The sequence below is a fragment of the Massilia sp. UMI-21 genome (assembly GCA_015277795.1).
Lineage (GTDB): Bacteria > Pseudomonadota > Gammaproteobacteria > Burkholderiales > Burkholderiaceae_D > Telluria.
This window is the reverse complement of record CP063848.1, coordinates 4,235,109-4,255,041: the sequence shown is the minus strand read 5'-3', so window position 1 is coordinate 4,255,041 and position 19,933 is coordinate 4,235,109. Positions and strand designations below refer to the sequence as shown.

The following is a 19,933-nucleotide window of genomic DNA, read 5'->3' as shown; positions in this document are numbered from 1 at the left end:
CACGAACAAGGACCGGCCGCATGGCCGGTTTTTTTCGCCGTTCAGGCCGCCTGCGCGTCCTTGCGGTGGAAGGTCACCGGAATGGCGCCGTCGCGTGGACTCGGTTCCGGCAGCAGCGAGGCCAGGGTATGGCGGTCGAGCTCGTCGAGGTAGGCCGTGGTGGCGTTCGAGAGCACGCCCTTGAGGGCGCAGTCCTGGACCAGTCCGCACGGATTGCCGCCCGGGTCGAAGCATTCGGCCATGTAGAAGTCGCTCTCGCTCTGGCGCACCACCGCGCCGATATTGATCTCTTCCGGCTTGTGGGCCAGGCGGAAACCGCCGTTGCGGCCGCGGATGGTCTCGATGACGCCGTTGCGCCCCAATTCGTGCACCACCTTCATCAGATGGTTCTTTGAAATCTTGTGCAGGTCCGCGATCTCCTGGATCGTCACCAGGCGGCCGGGATTGCTGCCGAGGTGGAGCAGGGTGCGCAGGGTGTAATCGGTAAAGGAAGTCAGACGCATGATCCGCAAAGTATAGCGCATGCGCCGGGCGGCAGTATGCCGGCGGCCGATTCCATCGGCATATGCACCGACTAGCTATTACAAACCATTACTTGCTTTGCTGTTCTTGTCGTTTCAATATGTCGGCAATTCGGGCCCGCAAGGCCCAGTCCATTCGCCGCCGTATGCCGGAGCAAGCACATGCAAGCGATTTTTTCCGCCGTCCATATCATGCACGCCGACCCGATCCTGACCATCGGCCTGCATGCTGTCCTGGCCGACCAGCCAGGCCTGCGCATCACCACCCATCTGCGCCAGCCCGAGGCGCAGCGCGTGGCCCGCGTCGTGGTCACCGATTACGATACCGGCATTGCGCTGGCGCGCCAGCCGTCGCACGGCGGGCAGCCGCCCGCCGTGCTGGTGGTGACCCAGTTCGACAAGGAGTGGGAAGTGCGCTTGGCAATGGATGCCGGCGTGGCCGGCTACCTGCTGCAGTCCTGCGGCCCCGACGAACTGGCCCATGCCGTGCAGCAGCTGGCGCGCGGCCAGCGCTACCTGAGCGAATCGATGAGCCGCAGCGTGGCCGACAGCCTGACGCGCGAATCGCTTACCGGGCGCGAGACCGACGTGCTGCAGTTGCTGGCGCAGGGCTGCTGCAACAAGTCGATCGCGCGCAAGCTCGGCATCGGCGTGGGCACCGTGAAGACCCACGTGAAGGGTGTCATGAGCAAGCTCGACGCCACCGCGCGGACCCATGCCGTGGTGGTCGCCACCCAGCGCGGCCTGATCAGGCCGGGGGGCGGGGGCGCCCAGTCGCCGGCCGAGTGCCCGGCCTGAGCCGGGTGCGGCCGATCTGGTGTCCGGCAAATATCCTGACTGCCATTGCGGCCTGCTGAACAGCCGATCCGTCAGGCCAGGCCGGCCAGGCGCGCGTTGCGTTCGCGTTCGAGCTTGGTGATGTAGCGCTGCACGCCGGCCATGGCGCCACGCGACATGTCGGCGAACTGCAGGCCGATGCGGCGGTTGGACTTGTTGTTCAGCAGGGTCAGGTCGAGCGAATTGCGGATTTCCAGGGTCGCGGTGACCGGACCGATCTCGGGCAATTCGATGCGGCAGTTGGGAATGGTCGCGCCGATCGTCGTGCCGAGCTGGAGCTTGTTGTCGAGGATGGCGATGCCGCCACAGCTGATGTCGTGCAGCGGGAAGACGCCGGTGCCGCCGCCGTGTTCGAGCGGCAGCGGAATGATCGCGCGCACCGGGTTCGACACGGGCGTTTCCATTCGGTAGTACTCGCGGCGTTGCAGGCGGATCAGGCTGGGCGGGATGTCGGCGCGCAGCGCGGCCCCGCCCTCGAACAGGGTGGGGCGCAGGTTCTCGGCGCCGAACAGGATGCGGATCTTGTCGAGCGAGGTCTCGCAGCGCACCTTGCCGGATTCGATGATGCGCTCGTTCTGCATGCGCTCGACCGAACGGTCCAGCACCATGGTATCGGTATCGGGATCGACCTCGAGGACGGTGGTGACGCAGACGTCGGCCTCGCCCTTGACCAGCATCCGTACCAACTGGTGCTTCTCGCCGATCTGGCGCAGCAGCGCCACGATTTCACGACGCGACGTTACCTCGTAGTCGTGCCAGTTCTCCAGTTCCTGATTAGTCATTACTTGTGCCAGCGTTCGCTGCGTCATCCAGGTTGAGGTGGGTCGTCGGATCGGGTGGGGGCTGCAATGCTTGTGAAAGCGGCAAGCCTTGTTTCTGAGCCGACTCAATATGATATAGCCACGCCAACAGTTCCGCAATTGCGCGATACAGTGCCGGCGGAATCTCGCGGTCGAGGTCCACCTGCATGAGCAACGCCACCAGTTCCTTCGATTCATGGACGAACACGCCGGCCTCCCTGGCCCGGCGCATGATCTGCTCGGCGACCAGGCCCTGGCCCTTGGCCACCACCTTGGGGGCCGGGTCGCCGTTGCCATAGGCGAGGGCGACGGCGCTCTGGCGGCGCGCCTTGGCTCCCCCGTCCGGCTTGTCCCGCGCCTCAGTCATGGTCCGGGACCGCGCGCACGTCGAAACCGGCCAGCTGGGTGCCGGCCGCTTCCAGCGCACCGGCCAGGCTGTCCATGTGGCGGCGCAGCAGGGCGGCGGTGTCTTCGCTGCCGGCCGCGAACTGCACCTGCAGGCGCCCGCCGGTGAGCGTCAGGCGGGCGTCGAGCTCGCCCAGTTCGGGAAAGCGCAGGCGCAGGCGGCTGTGCCAGGGCGTTTCTCCCTCGCCGGCGCCGTGCTGGCCCTCGGAGGTGTCGCGCTGCACTTCCAGCCGCATCGCCTGGCCCGGCCACAGCTTGCCCTGCCAGGCGAGCTGGGCCTGCTCCTGGGTGGCCAGCTGCAGGTTGATGAACTGGGCGGTGCCCGGATCGAGCGCTTGCGGGCGCGCGCCTTCCCTGGCCAGCTGCTGCTGGGGCTCGGCGTTCAGCTCGGCCAGGGCGCGCCCGCCCTGCGCCCATTCGGCCACGTGCGATTCGTAGAACAGGCCGCTCTTGCCGACCGCCTGCTGCAGGCCGGCCGCGATGCTGGAAGCATCCATGCCGGCCGCGGCCACGATCGGCGCCCGTCCGAGGGCGGCGGTCAGCGGGGTGTCCGCCTTCTGCGCGGCCGCGAGCACGCCGCCGATGGTCTTGCCGGCCTGACTCAGGGTCGTGGTGTTGGACTCAAGGCCGAGCGACTGGGCGGCGCTGCCGGCCGCCGTCGCTTGCAGCAGCGCGGCGGCGCGCCCGACGGCGGCGCCGGCCTGGGCCGCGCTGCCTTCGCGCATCGCGAGCGGCGCCTTGCCCGGGTCGGCGCCCTGGGGCAGCGGCGGACCCGCTTCGCTGAACACGGGATTGGCCCCCAGCCCGACCTGGAAGGTGGGGCGCGGATGGACCGACACCAGGGTCAGCGGCAGGTCGGCGCCGACCTTGCTGCCTGCCGGCAACTGCATGCGGGCGGGGATGTTGGCGACCTTGACCACGAAGCTGCCGTCGCTCAGCTTGGCCAGCACCTCGCCGTGCAGCGCCTTGCCCAGCTGGGGCGCAAGGGCGCGCTGGAAGGCTTGCTGGCGCGGATCGTTGAGATGTTCGGCCGGCCGCGCCGGTGTGACGGGCCCGACGCTGGAGACGAGCTCGCGCGGCAGCATGCTGGTGCGTCAGTCCGGCCTTGCGGCCCTAGATACCGTAGGCGCGGGCGACGCGGCGTTCGGTCGAGGTGTTGTTGATCAGGGCCGACAGGCGCGCCATCCACGGGGTGCTCAGGTCGCGGATCTGGCGGTCGGCGGCCAGCATGCGGCGGATCGCATCGACCTTCTTGACGCGCTGCGGGCCGGCCAGCGGCTGCGGCTCGTTGTCCTTGAGCTGGCGCACGTGCAGGGCGCACTGCTTCTCGAGCTCGGCCAGGCGATCCCAGTCGCTGTCATTGGCCGCGCGCAGCATCTGGTCGGTGATCACCGCCATGGTTTCATAGGTGTCGACGATATCTTCGCTGGTCATCTGTGGCATGGCTCTCAGGCACTCATCAGGGTGGGGGCACGCATGGGCGCCGGGGCGGCTCCGGCCTGGGCTGCGCCCGCGGCGGCCTGCGGATCGATTGCATTCCAGGCGTCGCGCAGTTCGGACAGCAGCCCGTGTGCTTCTTCCAGCATCGCCGGGTCGTTCGCGAGGTTGGCCTTGAGCAGGCGCGCGCTGATATATTCGTACAGGGCGTCGAGGTTCTGGGCGATCTCGCCGCCGACCTTCTTGTCGAGGGCGGCGCGCAGGCCGTTGTCGATGATGTTGATGGCTTTCGAGATGGCGGCGCCCTTGGCGGCGACATTCCCGGCCTTCATGTTGGTGATGCCGCTCAGGATCGAGACCATCGCGCCGTCGTACAGCATGACGATCAGTTTGTGCGGGGAAGCGCCGGCGACGCCGGTCTCGAGACCGACTTTCGCATAGGCGCCGACGCCGCGTTGCATGGTTCCAAACATCGTGTTCTCCAGGTGAAGGCTTAGCCTGCGTTCGCGGTGAGCGCCGCAAGCTGCTGGGTCAGGTAGGCCGAGGTCGACTGCATCGACATCAGGGCAGTGTCGAGCGCCGTGAATTGCGCCCGGTATCGTTTTTCAGTGCTTTCCAGGCGCGACTCGAAACGGTCGCGCGCGCTGGTGATGGACTTGAGCGTGACGTTCAGGCCGTCGGTCTTGCTGTTCAGCAGGCTGTCCTTGCCGGTGAAAGCAGTGGCCAGGTTGGTCAGTTCGAAGGCGAAGCCCTTGGAGAAGCTGACCGTGCCGCGTTCGCCCACCAGGCCGCCGGTGATCGAGAGCTGGATGCCGTCGGCGGGCGAGCCGGCGGCAGCGGTCAGGGCCTGGCCGTTGCCGGTGGCGGCGACGCCGCCGATCGTGCCCTCGACGTTCGCACCCTTGACCGGCGTGGCGCCGCCGAACAGGGTGGCCGGGTCGGTGCCGCTGACGAGGGCGATCTCGATGTTCGAGGTGTCGCCATACTTGCTCGAGGAGAGCGACAGGCGGCCGTCGTCCTCGACCTTGGTCTCGACCGTGTCGCCGGCGCCGGCGAAGGCGGCGTTGCCGTTGATCGCCGCACGCAGCATCGACGCCAGCTGGGCGTTGGTATAGGTGCCGGCGGTCAGCTTGATTTCCTGGATCTTGGTGTCGGTGACCGGGTCGGTCTGGTTCAGGGTGACGCGCCAGGCGGTGTTCGAGGCGATCGTCGTCGAGCCCGACAGCGCGGCGGCGCCCGTGAGCGTGCCCTGGGTGGCCAGGCTGGTGATGTTCACGCCATAGGTGCCCGGCTTGGTGGCCGCGCCCGATTTGTCGAACTTGATCTGTCCGTCGGTGGCCTTGCCCATCGCTGCGAACAGGCCGCCGATCTCGGCGAAGTTCTCGGTGACGGCCTTGTTCAGCTTGCCGGAATCGACTGCCAGGCCGCCGTCCTTCTGGAAGGTGATGCCGACCTGGCTGAGCGTGGTCAGCTTGCCGCCCAGGCCTTCGACGGCGGCGCCGAGCTGGCGCCGCAGCTGGTTCTGGATCGAGCGCACCGAGGCGTCGCCCTGCAGCACGCCGGCGGTCTTGGTCTCGGCGTTGTAGCCGGCCAGGCTCGAGATCGTCTTGTTGAGTTCGTTATAGGCCTTGACGAAATTATTCACGGCGGTCGAGACCGCGGCGGTGTCGCGGGTCACGTTCAGCGTGGTGCTGCCGGTGCCGGTGAGGTCGAGCGTCACGCCCTGCACGGCGTCGGTCACGCTGGCGCTGCTGCTGCGGATGTCGATCCCGTTCATGTTGAGCAGGGTGTCCTGGGCCGCGCTGGTCTGGGTCAGGCCCTGCACCCCGCCCGGGTCGTGGCCGAGCAGCGCCGCGATGGCCGGGTCGGCGGGCTGGCCGTCGACGCCGTCGACGCTGATCTTCATCGAGGACTTCTCGCCGGTCTTGTTCGAGGTCAGCACCAGGTGGTAGGGGTTGTCGCCGCCGTCGGACAGGATGGTGGCGGTGACGCCGATGTTGGCCTTGTTGATGGCGTCGCGGATGCCCTGCAGCGACTGGTCGCCGGCATCGAGCGTCACGGTGCCGCTGGCCTGCGCGCCGTCCTGGCTGAAGGCGGCGCCGCCCAGGTAGCTGCCGGCGCTGCCGGCCGCCAGGCCGGCGGCGGCCGGGTTGGTCCCGCCGACCAGGATCTGGCTGCCGTTCTTCGAGCTCAGGGTCACGCCGGCGGTGGTGGTCGCGCTGGTGCCGGTGTTGGCCACGCCGGCGCCCTGGGTGCCGCCGGTGACGCTGCCGCTGCCGCCGATGACTTCGGCCACGGTCAGGTTGGCGCCGTCGGCCGCGGTGAACTGCAGCGTGCCGTCGACGGCGCTGCCGGTAAAGCTGATGTTGGCGGCGCCGAGCGCCGCACCGACGGTGCCGCCGGCCAGGGCCGCGTCGACGTCCGCCGCGCCCAGCGTGGCGCCGGTGCCGGCCTGCGACACGATCTGGACGCCGCCGACGTTCAGGGCGTAACTGGCGCCGGCGTCGGTGGTGACGGCGCCGAAGCCGGCGAACAGGCTGGCGGCGCTGGTGGCCGTGCCGGCCTTGGCGGTGACGCCGGTGGTGTCGCTCTTGGCGTTGATCGCCTCGGCAAGCTGGGCCGCGCTGCGGGTCGTGCTGCTGGTGACGATGGCGGTGCCGTTGATGGTCAGCGAGCCGTTGCTGATGCCGCCGGTCGCGACCGAGGCGCCCAGCGCGGTGCCGGCCACGCCGAAGCTGCCGCCGCCGATGCTGCCGAACTGGAAGCTCAGGGTGGTCTTGGCGCCGGAGCCGATGGTGGCGCTCATGCTGGCCCGGCCGGCCGTGCTCAGGCTCTGCGCCGAGGCCAGCTGCGACACATTGATGCTGTATTTGCCCGCGACGGCCCCGGCGCCGGCGGTGGCGCTCAAGAGGTCCTTGTTGCTGGAACTGGTGCTCAGGGCACTGAAGGTTGCGGGAGAATTGAGCGAGGTCAGCGCACCCTGGAAGCTGCCGACCGCTGCGCTGACCTTGCCGAACGCGGCCATGCGCGACTGGAGCGCCGCCGCCTTCTTGTCGAAGTTGGCCAGCGGCGCCGCTTCGGCCTGCATCAGCTTGCTGATGATGCCTTCGACGTCGAGGCCGGAGCCGATGCCGCTTGAACTGATGCCCACTTTGTTTCTCCCGTGAAAGCGATAATGTAAGTCATTATCGACAGAAGCAAACCGGACTTAAGAGTGGGAAATGGCCGTCTATTCAAATAGATGAGAAAAGTCGCGCTACGCGGCGGATGGACGTGCGCAGGCACGGCGCGCCATCGGAAGGCGCGCCGGGAGCGGGTGAAGCGGTGATGCGGTTGCCGTGAGCTCAGGCGGTCTGGCTGATCAGCAGGCCGCGCATCTTGTCGATCGACTTGGCGATCTCGAGCGCTTCAACCGACGGGATCTGGCGCACCACTTCGCGTGTATCCTGGTCGATGATCTTGACGACGATCTCCTTGCTGTCGTCGTCGATCGCGAATTCCAGTCTTTGCGACGAGGCTGCCATGCCCTCGTTGATCTTCTTGACCGCCTCACCGAGCTGCGCGCGCGAGGGCGGGGCGGCCTCCGGCGTTTCGGTGGGCTTCGCTACCTTGGCCGAGGCGGCGTTTGCTTGCTCGATCGCCGGGAGCGCGCGCTCCTCCAGCCGCGACGCCACGGGTGAACCAAGAGGTTGGATGTTCATGTGACTTCCCTAGCAAAAAATCCTCGGCTGAATTTCTTCAGCCGAGGATCCGTTTTACTGCACGGATGGACTAACTAGCCGGTGATTAACCACGCAGCAGCGACAGGACGCCGTTCGGCAGCGAGTTCGCCTGGGCCAGCATCGAGGTGCCGGCCTGCTGCAGGATCTGGCCGCGGGTCATTTTCGCGGTTTCCGAAGCGAAGTCGGTGTCGACGATGCGGCTGCGCGATGCCGACAGGTTTTCGGTGGTCGACTGCAGGTTGGAGATGGCCGAGTCGAAGCGCGACTGCAGTGCGCCGTATTCGGCACGCTTGCTGTTGACCGAGCTCAGAGCTGCATCGGCGGTCTTGATCGCCAGCTGTGCGCCTTCGAAGGTGCTGATGTCGATGTTGGCGACCGACTTCAGTTCCGACGACTTGCCGCCCAGCATCGCGCCCCAGCCGCTGGGGGTGGTGCCGTTGGCGGTCGAGAAGCCCTGGTCCGAATCCAGCGTGATGTTGCCCTTGGCGACGGTGGCGGCGTTGGCTGCGGTGTTGTCCGAGGTCAGCGCGCCGGCGGTGTTCAGCGAGACGCCGTCTTTCTGGTAGGTCTGCACCGAGGCGGTCGAGGCGTTGTCGGTCGACTTGTTGGTCAGCTTGATGTCGTTGCCCGAGCTGTTGGTCAGCTTCAGGCTCTTGGCAGTCGCGTCGTAGGATGCGGTCACGCCGGTCTTGGCGGTCTGCGCGTTGACGGCGCTGATCGCGGCGGCATAGTCGTCCGAGGTGCCGGCGCTGCCGACGGTGAACGACACGGTGGCAGCGCTGCTGTTGTCCGAGACGACGTCCAGGGTGAACGCCTTGCCGGCGGCGGCCTTGAACGACACGTCGGTCTTGGCGCTGGCGCTCACGCCGGTATCGCTGCTGACGTTGTTGATCTGTGCTGCGGCGGCTTTGGCGCTGATGTCGGCGTCGAAGGTGACTTCCTTCGAGCCTTGCGAGCCGTTGATGAACAGGCTGCCGGTGGCGACGGTGCCGTTGGTGGTGCCGGCCAGGGCGTTGGATTGCACGCGGTTGTTGCCGTAGGTGCTGGTGCTGAAGTTCGAGCCGGTCATCGAGATCAGCTGGCCTGCGTTGGCGCCGACCTGGAAGTTCGCGGTGCCCATCGAGCCGTCCAGCAGCTTCTGGCCGTTGAATTCGGTGGTGTTCGAGATACGGTTCAGTTCCGAGGTCAGCTGGGTGACTTCGGTCTGCAGGGCCTTGCGGTCGCTGGCCGAGTTCGATGCGTTCGACGACTGCACTGCCAGTTCACGGACACGTTGCAGGATGTCGCCCGAGCTCGACAGGGCGCCTTCGGCGGTCTGGGCCATCGACACGCCGTCATTCGCGTTGCGGGTGGCCTGGGTCATGCCCTTGATCTGCGAATTCATGCGGTCCGAGATGGCCAGACCGGCAGCGTCGTCCTTGGCGCTGTTGATGCGCAGGCCCGACGACAGGCGCTGGATCGAGGTGTTCAGGGAAGCTTGCGAGGTCGACAGGTTACGCTGCGAGTTCAGGGATGCGACGTTGGTATTGATTACGGATGCCATGGTATTTCTCCAGACTGTATTTCGGGGTGGGCCACCTTGCCCTGTTCACTTTGGTGCGCCACGCTGTTCCGTGACGATCACACCGCTGTTGTTGCTGGTAACGTGCTCCACGGCAAAAACTTGATGGTCGGCACTAAAAATAATTTCGACGTTTTTCGCTCAAGTTCCCTCGGGCGCCGCGCTTAAACGACAGGGAAATGGCGAACTTGAGGGTCAAAAATAATTTATTTTTTTCGTAAAGGGCAGCGAACCACACCCCATCCTCACGAAAAATAAGAGCTATTTGACAACAATGGTGAAGGCTGGCTACCCGTGGTAAATATTTTTTCAACAACTCATCCTGCGCTCGCCGGCGGATGCTAGGATTTTGACGGGCTCGGCCTTATTGACAGCAACCTGGTTGAACACGTCTTGTCGGGAGAAAACAATGAAGAATGTCGTCGTCGTGTGTGCCATGCTGGCACTGGCGGGGTGTGCGGTGGCGCCGCAAGAAGAGCAGGCTTCGGCGCAGAGCGGAGTGGCTGCCGCTGACAATACCGCCGGCCAGGATGGTCACCAGATGACCGGCAGCCGCCTGAAAGACCGCACCTCGACCGACCGCATGCTGAAGGCGGTCGGCGCCCAAGGGGTGCGCGACGAGATGGACAAGGCGCCGCGGCCGCTGGTCACCCAGTAAGCTCAGTCGGCGACCATGACGCGGTTCTTGCCGCTCTGCTTGGCCAGGTACATGGCACGGTCGGCGCGGGCCACCAGGCTGGCCTGGTCCTCGTTCGGGTAACGCAGGGCGACGCCGCAGGAGAAGGTGATCAGCATCTTCTCGTTGTCGTGCATGAAGAAGTGGCGGGTCAGTTCGCGCTGCACGCGCACCATCGCCGCCGCAGCGGCTTCGACGGTGGTCTCGGGCAACAGGATCACGAACTCCTCGCCGCCGAAGCGTGCGATCACGTCCATCGAGCGCAGCGTGTCGCGCACCACCTTCACCAGGTGCTTCAGCGCCCCGTCGCCGGCCAGGTGGCCGTAGGTGTCGTTGAGCTTCTTGAAATTGTCGAGATCGAGGATGGCCACGCACAGCGGCATGTTGCGGCGGTCGGCGCGCGCGCTTTCGCGCTCGAACACCTCGTCCAGGCCGCGGCGGTTCAGGCTGCCGGTCAGCTGGTCTTCGCGCACCAGTTCGCTCATGTGCTGCAGCTCCGCCTCCAGCATGCGGATGCGCTCCTCGGCTTCCTGGGCCGCCTGGTGCACGGCCACCATGCGGTCGCGCGAGACCAGCGCTTCGTCCTGGGCGGCGCGCATCTCGCGCAGCACTTCTTCCATCACGTCGTTGAGTTCGCCGATATTCGCGGCGCTTCCGATGCGCTCGGAATAGCCGGCCAGCCGCGCATGGTGGTCGCCGGTCGAGGCCGCCACCGAGCCGAGCCGGTCGATAAAGCTCATCATCATGTTCTTGACGGTGGCGCGCACGTCCGAGAGGCTGTTGCGCAGCCGGCCCTGCTTGAGGATCACGTCCTTCAGGCCGCGGGTCGCGTCTTCCAGCGCGCGCACGTCGAGCGGACCGGCGATCAGGTCCTGCACGGCGGCGATCTGGCCGCGCATCCAGCTGTCGTCGTCGAGCAGCTCGTTGACGTTGTCGAGCAGCAGGCGGAACAGGCGCAGCAGCAGTTCCTGCTGCTCGGCACTGTCGCCGCTGTGCAGTTCGATCTGGTAGCACAGCTGTTTCAGGCGGCCCGAGAGTTCACCCAGTTCCTCGCCGCGCGCCAGCTTGACCGCGCCGCCCAGCGCTTCGGCTTCGAGCACCAGCGCCGGGCTGCCCGCCAGCAGGGTGGCCAGGGCGTAGGCCAGGGCGCGGTTGAGCATCTCGCGCAGCTGGCGCGCGTCTGGATCGTCATCGCCCAGCGCCATCACCGGCGTATTGCGGCGCAGGTGACGGTCGGCAAGCTGGGCCAGGGCCTGGGCGTAGCCGCGCCAGTCGCCGGTCCTGGCGGCGCGCAGCAGGCGGCGGCCCAGCTCGGAAACCTCGCCGGGCGTCTCGGCCAGGCGGCGCGCGAAGCTTTCCAGCGCTTCGGCGGCGGGATTCTCGGGCGCCGCACAAACCGGGGGCGCAGGCAGGCCGGCGATCTCGTCATAAATGGCCCGGTAGGCATCCGGCGTGGGCGCAATCCGGCGCGTCGCGAGGCGGCGGAAGGCTTCGCGGGCGATATCGGCAGGATTCAGGCTGGCGCCGGCGGGGAGCGGGATGGACATGGCGGTCAAGACGGGGAGTGCTGTTTAACGTAATGATAAGCAGCTTTTTTGCCGGGCATCAATTAAAAAAGGGAAACAAAGTGTTGTAGCCGCGCGCCGCGCAACAAAGCGCAGCCGAATCCGGCGGTCCGGGCAATGCTAGCCAACCAGCTGGTTGCGAATCGCGTAGTGGGTCAGCTCGGCGCTGTTCTTGAGCTTCATCTTGGCCAGCAAGCGGGCGCGGTACTCGCTCACGGTCTTGACCGACAGCGACAGTTCGCGCGCGATGTCGCTCACCGTCATTCCCGAGGCGATCATGGTGAGGGTCTGGTATTCGCGGTCGGACAGGCTGTCGTGCAGCGGTGTCTCGTGGTCTTCGCCGACCTGGGCCGCCAGGGTCTGGGCCAGCGCGGCGCTGACGTACTTCTGGCCGGCTGCCACCTGGCGGATCGCCGTCACCAGCTCGCGCGGGGCGCTCTGCTTGGTCATGTAGCCAGACGCGCCCGCCTTCAGCGAGCGGATCGCATACTGGTCTTCGCGGTGCATCGACAGCATCAGTACCGCCAGCTCGGGCCGGTCCTTCTTGATCTGCTTGAGCACCTCGATGCCGTTGCGGTCGGGTAAGGAAATGTCGAGCAGCATCACCTGCGGTTTCGCCTTGCCGACCAGCTTGACGGCGTCGAGCCCGGTTTCGGCTTCGCCGGCGACGATCAGGTCGCGATGCTCGGCCAGGATCTGTTTCAGGCCTTCGCGGACGATCGCATGGTCGTCGGCGATGAATACCCGGATTGTTGCCTTGTCACTCATTCTTGCCTGTGCTTTGTTCCTGCGTTGTTGCCCGGCTCGGCCGCTGGTGCCAGCCTGGTCTTGATAGTTACCATCGTGCCACCTCCGGGCGCTGACGACAAGCTCAGCGTGCCGCCGAGCGCCTTGGCGCGCTCGCTCATGCCGCGCAGGCCGAAAGAATGCGGCTTGAGGCGGTCGGTCGGCTGGAGGCCGCGGCCGTTGTCGCAAATGTCCAGGTTCAGGTGGGCGCGCTGGCGCCGCAAGCTGACCGTCACCCGGGTGGCGCCGGCATGCTTGGCGATGTTGGTCAGCGCTTCCTGGAAGATGCGGAACAGGGCGGTGGCATGGTCGTCGTCGAGCACGATCGTCTCCTTGTCCTCCCGGGAGCAGCGGAACAGGCAGGCGATCCCCATCTGTTTTTCGAATTCCCGGGCCTGCCATTCGAGCGCGGCCACCAGCCCCAGGTCGAGCATGGTGGGGCGCAGGTCGAGCGAGATGCGGTGCACCGCGTCGATCGTGCGGTCGACCAGGTCGTCCAGGTAGCGCGCCTTTTCCAGCAGGGCCGGCTGGCCGTCGGGCAGGCGCGCGGCCAGCATCGCCAGCGCCATCTTGATGGCGGTGAGGTTGCCGCCCAGGTCGTCGTGGATCTCGCGCGCGATGCGTGCCCGTTCCTGCTCCTTGACCTGTTCGATGTGGTCGGTCAGCTCGGCCAGGCGGGCGCGCGAACGCAGCACTTCCTGCTGCTCCTGCTTGCTGGCGCTGATGTTGCTCATGATGCCGTCCCACTGGACCGCGCCGCCGTCGACCGGGTGCGGGGTGGCGCGCAGGTTGATCCACTTGACGTCTTTCCAGGCGTCGATCCAGATCCGGCCTTCCCAGTTCCAGCCGGTCATGGCGGCGCGCGAGGCGTCCATCGATTCGAGGTAGCCCTTGCGGTCTTCCGGCAGGATCAGGCGCTCGAACAGGGTGGCGTCGTGCTGCAGCGCGTGCTTCGACAGGCCCAGCAGGGCCGAACAGCCCTCGCTCAGCCACGGGAAGTCGATGCGGCCGTCCGGGTGCAGCACGAACTGGTACACCAGCCCGGGGGTATTGCGCACGATGGCGTCGAAGCGCGCCTGCGACTCGGCGAGCGCGCGCGCCGCCGCCTGCTCGAGGCTCAGGTCGTCGGCGATCGCCAGCAGCAGCACGCGGCCGTCGCGCAGGATGCGCAGCAGACACAGCCGGACCGGATAAGAGCTGCCGTCGGCGCGCCGCAGTTGGGTGCGCAGGCTCACCTGGGCGCCGATTTCCTCGCCCAGGCCTTGCACGAGCGCGTCCAGCGCGGTGCGGTCGAGGCCCGGGGCAAGCGCATGGATGTCCAGGCCCTGCAGGGTGCCGGCATCGATGCCGAGGTTCAGGCGCGCGGCCTGGTTGGCATCGACCACCTCCAGGGTGGCGGCGTCGAGCAGGTAGATTTCCGAGGCGGCCGCCTGCATTTCGGCGGCGAGCGCCGGGGGCGGCGGGGACATTGCTGGCGATGGGCTCATGGATGCTCGGTTCCGGTCTTGTCCTGGCGGCGCGCCTGTTCGCGCGCGCGGAAACGTGTCCTGAAGCGGCGCAGCACACGCATCAGGTGGCTGGGCTGGCGCGCGGCCCTGCGCAGCAGCCTGCGCAGGGCGCGGCGCGCATGCGAGACGGTCGCGCGCACCCGGCGCCAGAAGCTGCTGGTGCGCAAGCTTGCCAGCAGTCGGTTCTTGAGCCCGATGAAGCCGCCATGCCAGCGCGCGAACCAGCCGAGGGTGAGCAGGGTGGGCAGGGTCAGCACGTAGATGCGCGCGACCACGACGGCGCCGCCCAGCTTGGCGGCCACGAATCCGGCGATGCCCGCCAGCGCATGGCCGTGGGCGATGGCGAGCAGCGCCAGCAGCTTGACCGGCAACAGCATCAGCCCGGGCAGCACGAAGGCGCACAAGGCCGCCCAGGCCGGCAGGGCGCGGATGCGTGCCTCGAGCCAGCGCAGCGGTGGCCAGACCGCCATGCGGGCGGCGGCGCGGCTGCCCAGGTTCCAGGTCCAGGCCTCGAGCAGCAGCAGCAGCGCCGCCAGCTGGACCAGGGGCGCGAGCAGCCGGGAGCGGGGATGAATACGGTGTTTTGCGCGTTTCATGGTGTGCATGATACGGGAAGCGCCACTGGCGCGGCGCTGTTGCCGTTACAATAAGGCGATGAACAAGGCATTCGTAAAAGAGTCCAGCAACGACCTCGACGATGACGACGCCGAGGCGTTGGCGCTGGCCCAGGCGATTCCCGCCGGGGCCAAGAACTACATCACGCCTGCCGGCTACCAGGCCATCAAGGACGAACTGCTGCAGCTGATCGACGTCGACCGTCCCGAAGTGGTGAAAGTGGTGCACTGGGCGGCATCGAACGGCGACCGCTCCGAAAACGGCGACTACATCTACGGCAAGCGCCGCCTGCGCGAAATCGACCGCCGCATCCGCTTCCTCACCAAGCGCATGGATTCGGCCTTCGTGGTCGACCCGAGCGTGCACTACGGAAACGACCAGGTCTTTTTCGGCGCCACCGTCACCTACCGGAACAAGGCCGGTGAAGAGCACACCGTGACCATCGTCGGCATCGACGAGCTCGATCCGCTGCACGGCAAGATCAGCTGGGTCTCGCCGGTGGCGCGCGCCCTGACCAAGGCGCGCGAAGGCGAGCTGATCACCCTGCAGACCCCGCTCGGCACCGACGAGCTGGAAATCCTTTCGGTCGAGTATCCCGAGCCGGTCACCGACTGAAAACCGGGCGGACTGGTAAGATGCGCGCATCGTCTCTCTCGTGCTCAGCTGCCGAGCACTCCCTGCCTTGATGAACCGACCCCACGATTCCACGCGCGCCACCGAGGTCCTGGCCGCGCTGCGGACTGCGACTGCCGCGCGGCACGAGCTGCTCGACAGCGGCCTGCCGCTGTCCGCCCCCGATCCGACCCTCGACGACTACGCCGCCCATCTGCGCATGGTGCGCGACTGGCTGGCGCCGCTGGAAACCTGGCTGGCCGGCTTCGCCGACGGCCCCCAGGGGGAAGCGGCGCTGCCGGCCACGCCGCGCCTGGCCCTGATCCAGGCCGACCTTGCCGAGCCCGGCATGCCCGAGATCCCGCCACTGCGCCCCGCGGCTCCCTGGCCGTGCGATGCCGGCGCCGCCTGGCGCTGGGGCGTGGCCTATGTGATCGAAGGCTCGCAGCTCGGCGGCGCCGTGCTGTACGCCAGGCTGGCCGCGCCGCTGGCGCCGCATCCGCTGCGCTACCTGCGCGGCGAGGACGGTGGCCCGGGACCGCGCTGGCGCGCCTTCATGCTGGCCCTGCGCGCCCGCGTCACCAGTCCGGACGAGATCGCCGAAGCCTGCGCCGGCGCCTGCGCGGCCTTCGATGCCATCCTGGCGCTGGCCCCGCTCGACAACAAATAAATAAAACGCGCTGTCACCGTTCATTGTTGGATGCGCTGCCTAACGCTATGTGCAGCATCTGCTCGGCCGATCCGATGCGTTGTCCGTCGACCGCCCACAGCCAGCCCAGGTAGTTGAGCAGGTAGCGCGACGCCACCCCGTTGAAGTGGGACAGCCACTGCCGGAAGCGCTGGTGATAGGCGTTCACGTTCTGGACGTGCACCGCGCCACGGACGCGTTCGCCGGCGCGCAGGTTGACGGAGGCATGTGAAATACCTGTCGAGCGGGCAAATGCACGGTAGGCTGTATGCCCATCGGTGACCAGTAGCACATCCCTGTCTAGTACGGGAAGCAAATGCTTGTGCAGTTGGGCAGCAGTGACGGCGCCACGGCCGGTCACGGCATCACGGGTGGCCCCGGTCCGGTCGCGCGCCACCAGCACGCACACATGCTCACCATTGATGCCGCGCCGGCTGGACCGGCCGCCGTGCTTCCTCGGCGGCCGGTCCAGCTTGCGCGAGCCCTTTTGCGACTCGAGCAGGAACAGCTCGTCGGCCTCGGCAATGCCCGCCAGCTGGCCCGGCCGGTCCTTCTTGGCCAAGTGCAGGAAGCGGTAGCGCTGCACGCCGCGGTCGAGGCCGTGGCGATGCAGGCGTCGGCCTCGGCAACCCGGGCAACACGAGACAGCCCGCGCGCTTTCGATCGTGGCGCAGCCCCGATCCAGCCCAACGGCTGGTTGCAAGACCTCCAGCAATTGTTCGCGCTGGCGCCGACTACGCTGCGCCACGCGTTCCAGCTACTTCCTGAAGCCTGCTGCCTGCATTGCCGCCTCCGATGTGGATTCGGCTTGTCAGACAGCGGATCAGCTCAACAGTTCAGGTCTTTCAACAGCAAGTGGTGACAGAGCCAATGAAAAATCCTGCGCCGATGTCGATTCCGCGGCGTGCCGATCGTCGTTGTGTCATATGGCGGCCACACTACATGGCGCCATCTTCAACCAACCCTACACGGAGGAAGCGATGCGATTCATGATTTTGCTGAAGGCGGACAAGCACAGTGAGGCGGGCGAGATGCCTAGCGAGCAGTTGCTCACGGAAATGGGCAAGTTCAACGACGAGTTGATCAAGGCCGGGGTGATGCTGTCGGGCGAGGGCCTGCATCCGTCCTCGCGCGGCGCGCGCGTGCACTTCGGCAATGGCGGTGACGTGCGCGTGGTCGACGGTCCCTTCGCCGAGACCAAGGAATTGCTGGCCGGCTTCTGGATCTGGCAACTGGCATCGAAGGAAGAGTCGATCGCCTGGGTCAAGCGGGTGCCGATGCCCATGGCGGGCGGCGAAGCCGAGATCGAGATCCGCCAGATCTTCGACATGGACGACTTCGGCGAGGCAATGAGCCCGGAGCTGCGCGCGCAGGAAGAGCGCCAGCGCGCGGCGCTAGCCGGCTGAGCGTTCCCGGTACCTACCCGCGGGCCTGCTGCGCCGCGGGCGGCTCCCACAGCTCGACCTTGTTGCCTTCGGGGTCGATGACCCAACCAAACTTGCCGAATTCGGAATCCTCAGTCTGGTCCAGCACATGGCAGTCTTCTTCACGCAGGGCGTGCAGCAGGGCGGCCAGGTCGGCGACCCGGCAGTTGATCATGAAGTTCGCCTTGCCCGGCGCGAAGTGCTCATTGCCGGCCTGGCCGATCGACCACACAGTGACGCCGCCGTCCGGCTTGCGCGCTTCATCGCTCCAGGTGAAGGCGGCCCCGCCCCAGTCCTGCACGTCGACGCCGAGATGGCGCGCATACCAGGCGCGCAGCGCTGCCGGGTCTTGTGCGTGGAAGAAAATGCCGCCGATGCCGGTAACCCGCTTCATGCTGTCTCCGATCTGGAACGAGGTGTCGTGCCGGCCGTCCCGAGCGCCGCCACGTGGATGAGGGATGTCAACATTACCAGCAGGTGGTCCTGTTTGCAAACTGAACGCTTGCCATCCGCCTAGCGCCGGCAACGCGGCTTGCCGGCGCTAGGCGGGCATGGGCGGGCTGGCGGCAGAAACTGCGTCGGCATCTGCCGGAGGGCCTGGCGGCACCTCGAAAGCGACGGCCGGCAAACCGGCGCACCAGCGTTCCCACATGATACGAAAAGCTCGCTCCAGGCCTTCGGCAACCTGCATGCCGGCGTCCGGCGTCCACAGCGCAGGGCCGCTGCGCAGGCTGGACCTCACCCGGGCCAGGGCCGCCGGGTCCCGGCTGAGCGCGACGGCCTTGCCGACGTAATCCCCGGCATCGCTGGCAATAAATTGCAGCAAACCGTGATGCCCCAGCAGGCAAGCAGTTTGTCGTCCCGCCATCGTCCTACCGGCCAGGGTCAGGGTCGGCACCCCCATGTGCAGCGCATGCAGTGTCGTGGTGCCTCCGGTGTAGGGAAAGGTATCGAGACAGATGTCGACCTGGTTGTGCAGGGCCAGGTAGTCGCGCATGCCGGTGCGTGGATGGAAGCGGATGCGCCCGGCGTCGATGCCTTCCTGGTGCAGCCAGGCCTTGAGCTGCACGGGGCCCTGTTCTCCAAGAGGCATGCCGGCCAGCAGCAAACGCGCATCGGGCAGGGCGCGCAGCAGGCTGGCCCATAGCGCGATGACCTTGCGGCTGATCTTGCTGAGCCGGTTGAAGCTGCCGAAGCTCAGGTAGCCGTTCGCCAGGGCGGGAAGCGCGGCGATATCGGGCGCATCGGCCACCGGCGCGAACGCGAGGGATGCCGGCAGGCGGACCAGCTTTTCCGTAAACTGGTGCTCGTACTCCCCGGGCGGGAGCATGTGGCGGTCGGTCAGCAAATAATCGACCGCCGCCAAGCCGGTCGTGCCCGGATAGCCGATCCAGGTCGCCTGCAAGGGCGCCGGTTTGCGGGCCAGGACCGGTAGGCGGTTATGCCCGGTATGGCCGGACAGGTCGACCAGGATGTCGACGCCGTCGGCTCGGACCAGCGTCTCCAGCGCCGCGTCATCGAGCGCCGCCACGTCGCGCCACGCGTCGACGTACTGGCGCAGGCGTGCGGTGACGCCATCGTGCACCGGGTGATTGGAATACGCATGCAGTGCCAGTCCAGGCCGCCCTGCCAGGTGCTTGAACACCGGTTCGATGAAATTGGCGACAGCGTGGTGGCGCAGGTCGCCCGACACGACACCGATACGCAGGCACCGGTTTGGCTCCGGGACATTGTTCCATCTACTGGCGCTCGCTACCCGCGTTGCAAGTTGCAGCCCAAACTGGCGATGTTCCAAGAACAGTTGCTCGGGCGTGATGCTGTCCGTATAGCTCATGCAAAGCAGCATGTTGCTATGCACATCGGTCTGTTCAGGATGTTCCTTCAAGACCTGTCGATATTGCTCGACCGCTTCGACCGGTCGACCAAGATTATCCAGGATCAGCGCGAGCGTTTTCCGCGCTTCCAGATGGTTCGGCGCGATCGCCAGGGCTGCCTTCGCGCTGGAATGGGCTTCGTCCACGCGTCCCATTTCCTGCAAAGCCCCTGCCATCTGAACGTGCGCATGGACATGATTTGGCTGCAAGGCGATCGCGTCTCGCAAGCTGGCGAAGGCCTCGTCGAGCCGTCCTGCCTTGCGCAACACTAGACCGAGATTGCTGAGCGCATCGGCGTCTTCGGGCGCGTAGCCGACCGCCTTTTGCATCGATGCGAGGGCAGGTGCCAGCGCGCCGCTCTCGAACTGGACGGCGCCGAGCAGCTGCCAGCCGAACGGGTGCTGCGGGAAGCGCTCAATGAGCGCGCGCGCGGCGCTCCCGGCAGCTTCGATATTTCCTTGCGCGAACATGGCTGCAGCCGCGTCGATCTCTTGCGCGGCCGGGGCGCCGGATAGCGCCAGTTGTTGTTCCGCAGCCTCGATGGCGGGCCCCTGCAGGCCATGGCGCCGGCCCAGTTCGAGCAGCTCGCGTGCGGTCGCGAACTGGCGCGCGCTCATGAGTGCATCGATGTAGCCCAGCCAGTAGCTTTCCTGGTCCGGCGCGCCTTGCAGCGCCAGGGCGAAATGCGGGATGGCGGCCGCGACATCTCCGGCTTGCTGTTCGAGCAGTCCCAGCCCGAAGTGCGCTTGCGCATGGCCTGGATGAAGTTCGAGAACGGCGCGATACAGTTCGCGTGCCTGCTCAGTATTGCCCGTTTCGGCCTCGCGCTGCGCAGCCTGCATTGCTGCGTTCCTCAGCGCCAGGATATCGTCGTCGGACAATTGCGTCGCCTTTGATGGGAG

At 66.8% G+C, this 19,933-nt stretch carries 21 protein-coding genes; 5 read left to right on the top strand and 16 right to left on the bottom strand.

Annotated features, from left to right (window positions below):
• Nucleotides 1-41: 41 nt before the first annotated feature.
• On the bottom strand, nt 42-503 hold the full coding sequence (locus IM543_18765) for an Rrf2 family transcriptional regulator (protein QOY93570.1): 462 nt from the start codon (nt 501-503) through the stop codon (nt 42-44).
• A gap of 210 nt (nt 504-713) precedes the next feature.
• On the opposite strand from IM543_18765, the gene IM543_18760 reads away from it, so the two are divergent.
• Nucleotides 714-1,319, top strand: coding sequence for a response regulator transcription factor (locus tag IM543_18760; protein QOY96757.1), 606 nt, complete (start codon nt 714-716; stop codon nt 1,317-1,319).
• 71 nt (nt 1,320-1,390) lie between these two features.
• On the opposite strand, the gene IM543_18755 is transcribed toward IM543_18760, so the two are convergent.
• The 8 genes from IM543_18755 to IM543_18720 form a co-directional block, all read right to left on the bottom strand.
• Nucleotides 1,391-2,140 carry a flagellar brake protein gene (locus tag IM543_18755; protein ID QOY93569.1) on the bottom strand — a complete coding sequence of 250 codons (750 nt, stop codon included), beginning with the start codon at nt 2,138-2,140 and terminating at the stop codon, nt 1,391-1,393.
• Nucleotides 2,133-2,525, bottom strand: coding sequence for an EscU/YscU/HrcU family type III secretion system export apparatus switch protein (locus IM543_18750; GenBank protein QOY93568.1), 393 nt, complete (start codon nt 2,523-2,525; stop codon nt 2,133-2,135). The genes IM543_18755 and IM543_18750 overlap by 8 nt, the downstream gene beginning before the upstream one ends.
• Nucleotides 2,518-3,648 carry a flagellar hook-length control protein FliK gene (locus IM543_18745; GenBank protein QOY93567.1) on the bottom strand — a complete coding sequence of 377 codons (1,131 nt, stop codon included), beginning with the start codon at nt 3,646-3,648 and terminating at the stop codon, nt 2,518-2,520. Before IM543_18745 ends, IM543_18750 begins: the two co-directional genes overlap by 8 nt.
• Nucleotides 3,649-3,676: 28 nt before the next feature.
• The gene (locus tag IM543_18740) at nt 3,677-3,961 is read right to left on the bottom strand and encodes a flagellar protein FliT (GenBank protein QOY96756.1); all 285 of its coding nucleotides are present in this window, start codon (nt 3,959-3,961) and stop codon (nt 3,677-3,679) included.
• A 50-nt stretch (nt 3,962-4,011) separates the two neighbouring features.
• Nucleotides 4,012-4,473, bottom strand: coding sequence for a flagellar export chaperone FliS (gene fliS, locus IM543_18735; GenBank protein ID QOY93566.1), 462 nt, complete (start codon nt 4,471-4,473; stop codon nt 4,012-4,014).
• 20 nt (nt 4,474-4,493) lie between these two features.
• On the bottom strand, nt 4,494-7,151 hold the full coding sequence (gene fliD, locus IM543_18730) for a flagellar filament capping protein FliD (protein ID QOY93565.1): 2,658 nt from the start codon (nt 7,149-7,151) through the stop codon (nt 4,494-4,496).
• A 193-nt stretch (nt 7,152-7,344) separates the two neighbouring features.
• Nucleotides 7,345-7,701: a flagellar protein FlaG gene (locus IM543_18725; protein ID QOY93564.1), complete on the bottom strand. Its 357-nt coding sequence runs from the start codon at nt 7,699-7,701 to the stop codon at nt 7,345-7,347.
• An 85-nt stretch (nt 7,702-7,786) separates the two neighbouring features.
• Nucleotides 7,787-9,265, bottom strand: coding sequence for a flagellin (locus tag IM543_18720; protein QOY93563.1), 1,479 nt, complete (start codon nt 9,263-9,265; stop codon nt 7,787-7,789).
• A 427-nt stretch (nt 9,266-9,692) separates the two neighbouring features.
• Here IM543_18720 and IM543_18715 point away from each other — a divergent pair, with 427 nt between their 5' ends.
• Nucleotides 9,693-9,941 (top strand): hypothetical protein, encoded by a 249-nt coding sequence (locus IM543_18715; GenBank protein ID QOY93562.1) that lies wholly within the window; start codon nt 9,693-9,695, stop codon nt 9,939-9,941.
• Between the two features lie 2 nt (nt 9,942-9,943).
• Here the strand turns inward: IM543_18715 and IM543_18710 are convergent, their stop codons facing one another.
• From IM543_18710 to IM543_18695, 4 genes are all read right to left on the bottom strand, one after another.
• Nucleotides 9,944-11,506: a GGDEF domain-containing protein gene (locus IM543_18710; protein ID QOY93561.1), complete on the bottom strand. Its 1,563-nt coding sequence runs from the start codon at nt 11,504-11,506 to the stop codon at nt 9,944-9,946.
• A gap of 138 nt (nt 11,507-11,644) precedes the next feature.
• Complete coding sequence (locus IM543_18705; protein QOY93560.1) at nt 11,645-12,292, bottom strand: response regulator transcription factor; 648 nt, start codon at nt 12,290-12,292, stop codon at nt 11,645-11,647.
• Complete coding sequence (locus IM543_18700; protein QOY96755.1) at nt 12,289-13,746, bottom strand: two-component sensor histidine kinase; 1,458 nt, start codon at nt 13,744-13,746, stop codon at nt 12,289-12,291. The genes IM543_18705 and IM543_18700 overlap by 4 nt, the downstream gene beginning before the upstream one ends.
• A 47-nt stretch (nt 13,747-13,793) precedes the next feature.
• Complete coding sequence (locus IM543_18695; GenBank protein QOY93559.1) at nt 13,794-14,414, bottom strand: hypothetical protein; 621 nt, start codon at nt 14,412-14,414, stop codon at nt 13,794-13,796.
• 58 nt (nt 14,415-14,472) lie between these two features.
• Here IM543_18695 and greB point away from each other — a divergent pair, with 58 nt between their 5' ends.
• Nucleotides 14,473-15,048: a transcription elongation factor GreB gene (greB, locus tag IM543_18690; GenBank protein QOY93558.1), complete on the top strand. Its 576-nt coding sequence runs from the start codon at nt 14,473-14,475 to the stop codon at nt 15,046-15,048.
• Between the two features lie 70 nt (nt 15,049-15,118).
• Nucleotides 15,119-15,715, top strand: coding sequence for a biliverdin-producing heme oxygenase (locus IM543_18685; protein ID QOY93557.1), 597 nt, complete (start codon nt 15,119-15,121; stop codon nt 15,713-15,715).
• Nucleotides 15,716-15,728: 13 nt separating this feature from the next.
• Here IM543_18685 and IM543_18680 read toward each other — a convergent pair whose 3' ends face one another.
• Entirely contained in the window at nt 15,729-16,490 is a 762-nt protein-coding gene (locus IM543_18680; GenBank protein QOY96754.1) for an IS1595 family transposase, read from the bottom strand.
• Between the two features lie 223 nt (nt 16,491-16,713).
• Between IM543_18680 and IM543_18675 the strand changes: the two genes are divergently transcribed.
• The gene (locus IM543_18675; GenBank protein QOY93556.1) at nt 16,714-17,139 is read left to right on the top strand and encodes a YciI family protein; all 426 of its coding nucleotides are present in this window, start codon (nt 16,714-16,716) and stop codon (nt 17,137-17,139) included.
• 13 nt (nt 17,140-17,152) lie between these two features.
• Here IM543_18675 and IM543_18670 read toward each other — a convergent pair whose 3' ends face one another.
• Nucleotides 17,153-17,551, bottom strand: coding sequence for a VOC family protein (locus IM543_18670; GenBank protein ID QOY93555.1), 399 nt, complete (start codon nt 17,549-17,551; stop codon nt 17,153-17,155).
• A 147-nt stretch (nt 17,552-17,698) separates the two neighbouring features.
• Nucleotides 17,699-19,912, bottom strand: coding sequence for a tetratricopeptide repeat protein (locus tag IM543_18665; protein ID QOY93554.1), 2,214 nt, complete (start codon nt 19,910-19,912; stop codon nt 17,699-17,701).
• Between the last annotated feature and the right edge of the window lie 21 nt (nt 19,913-19,933).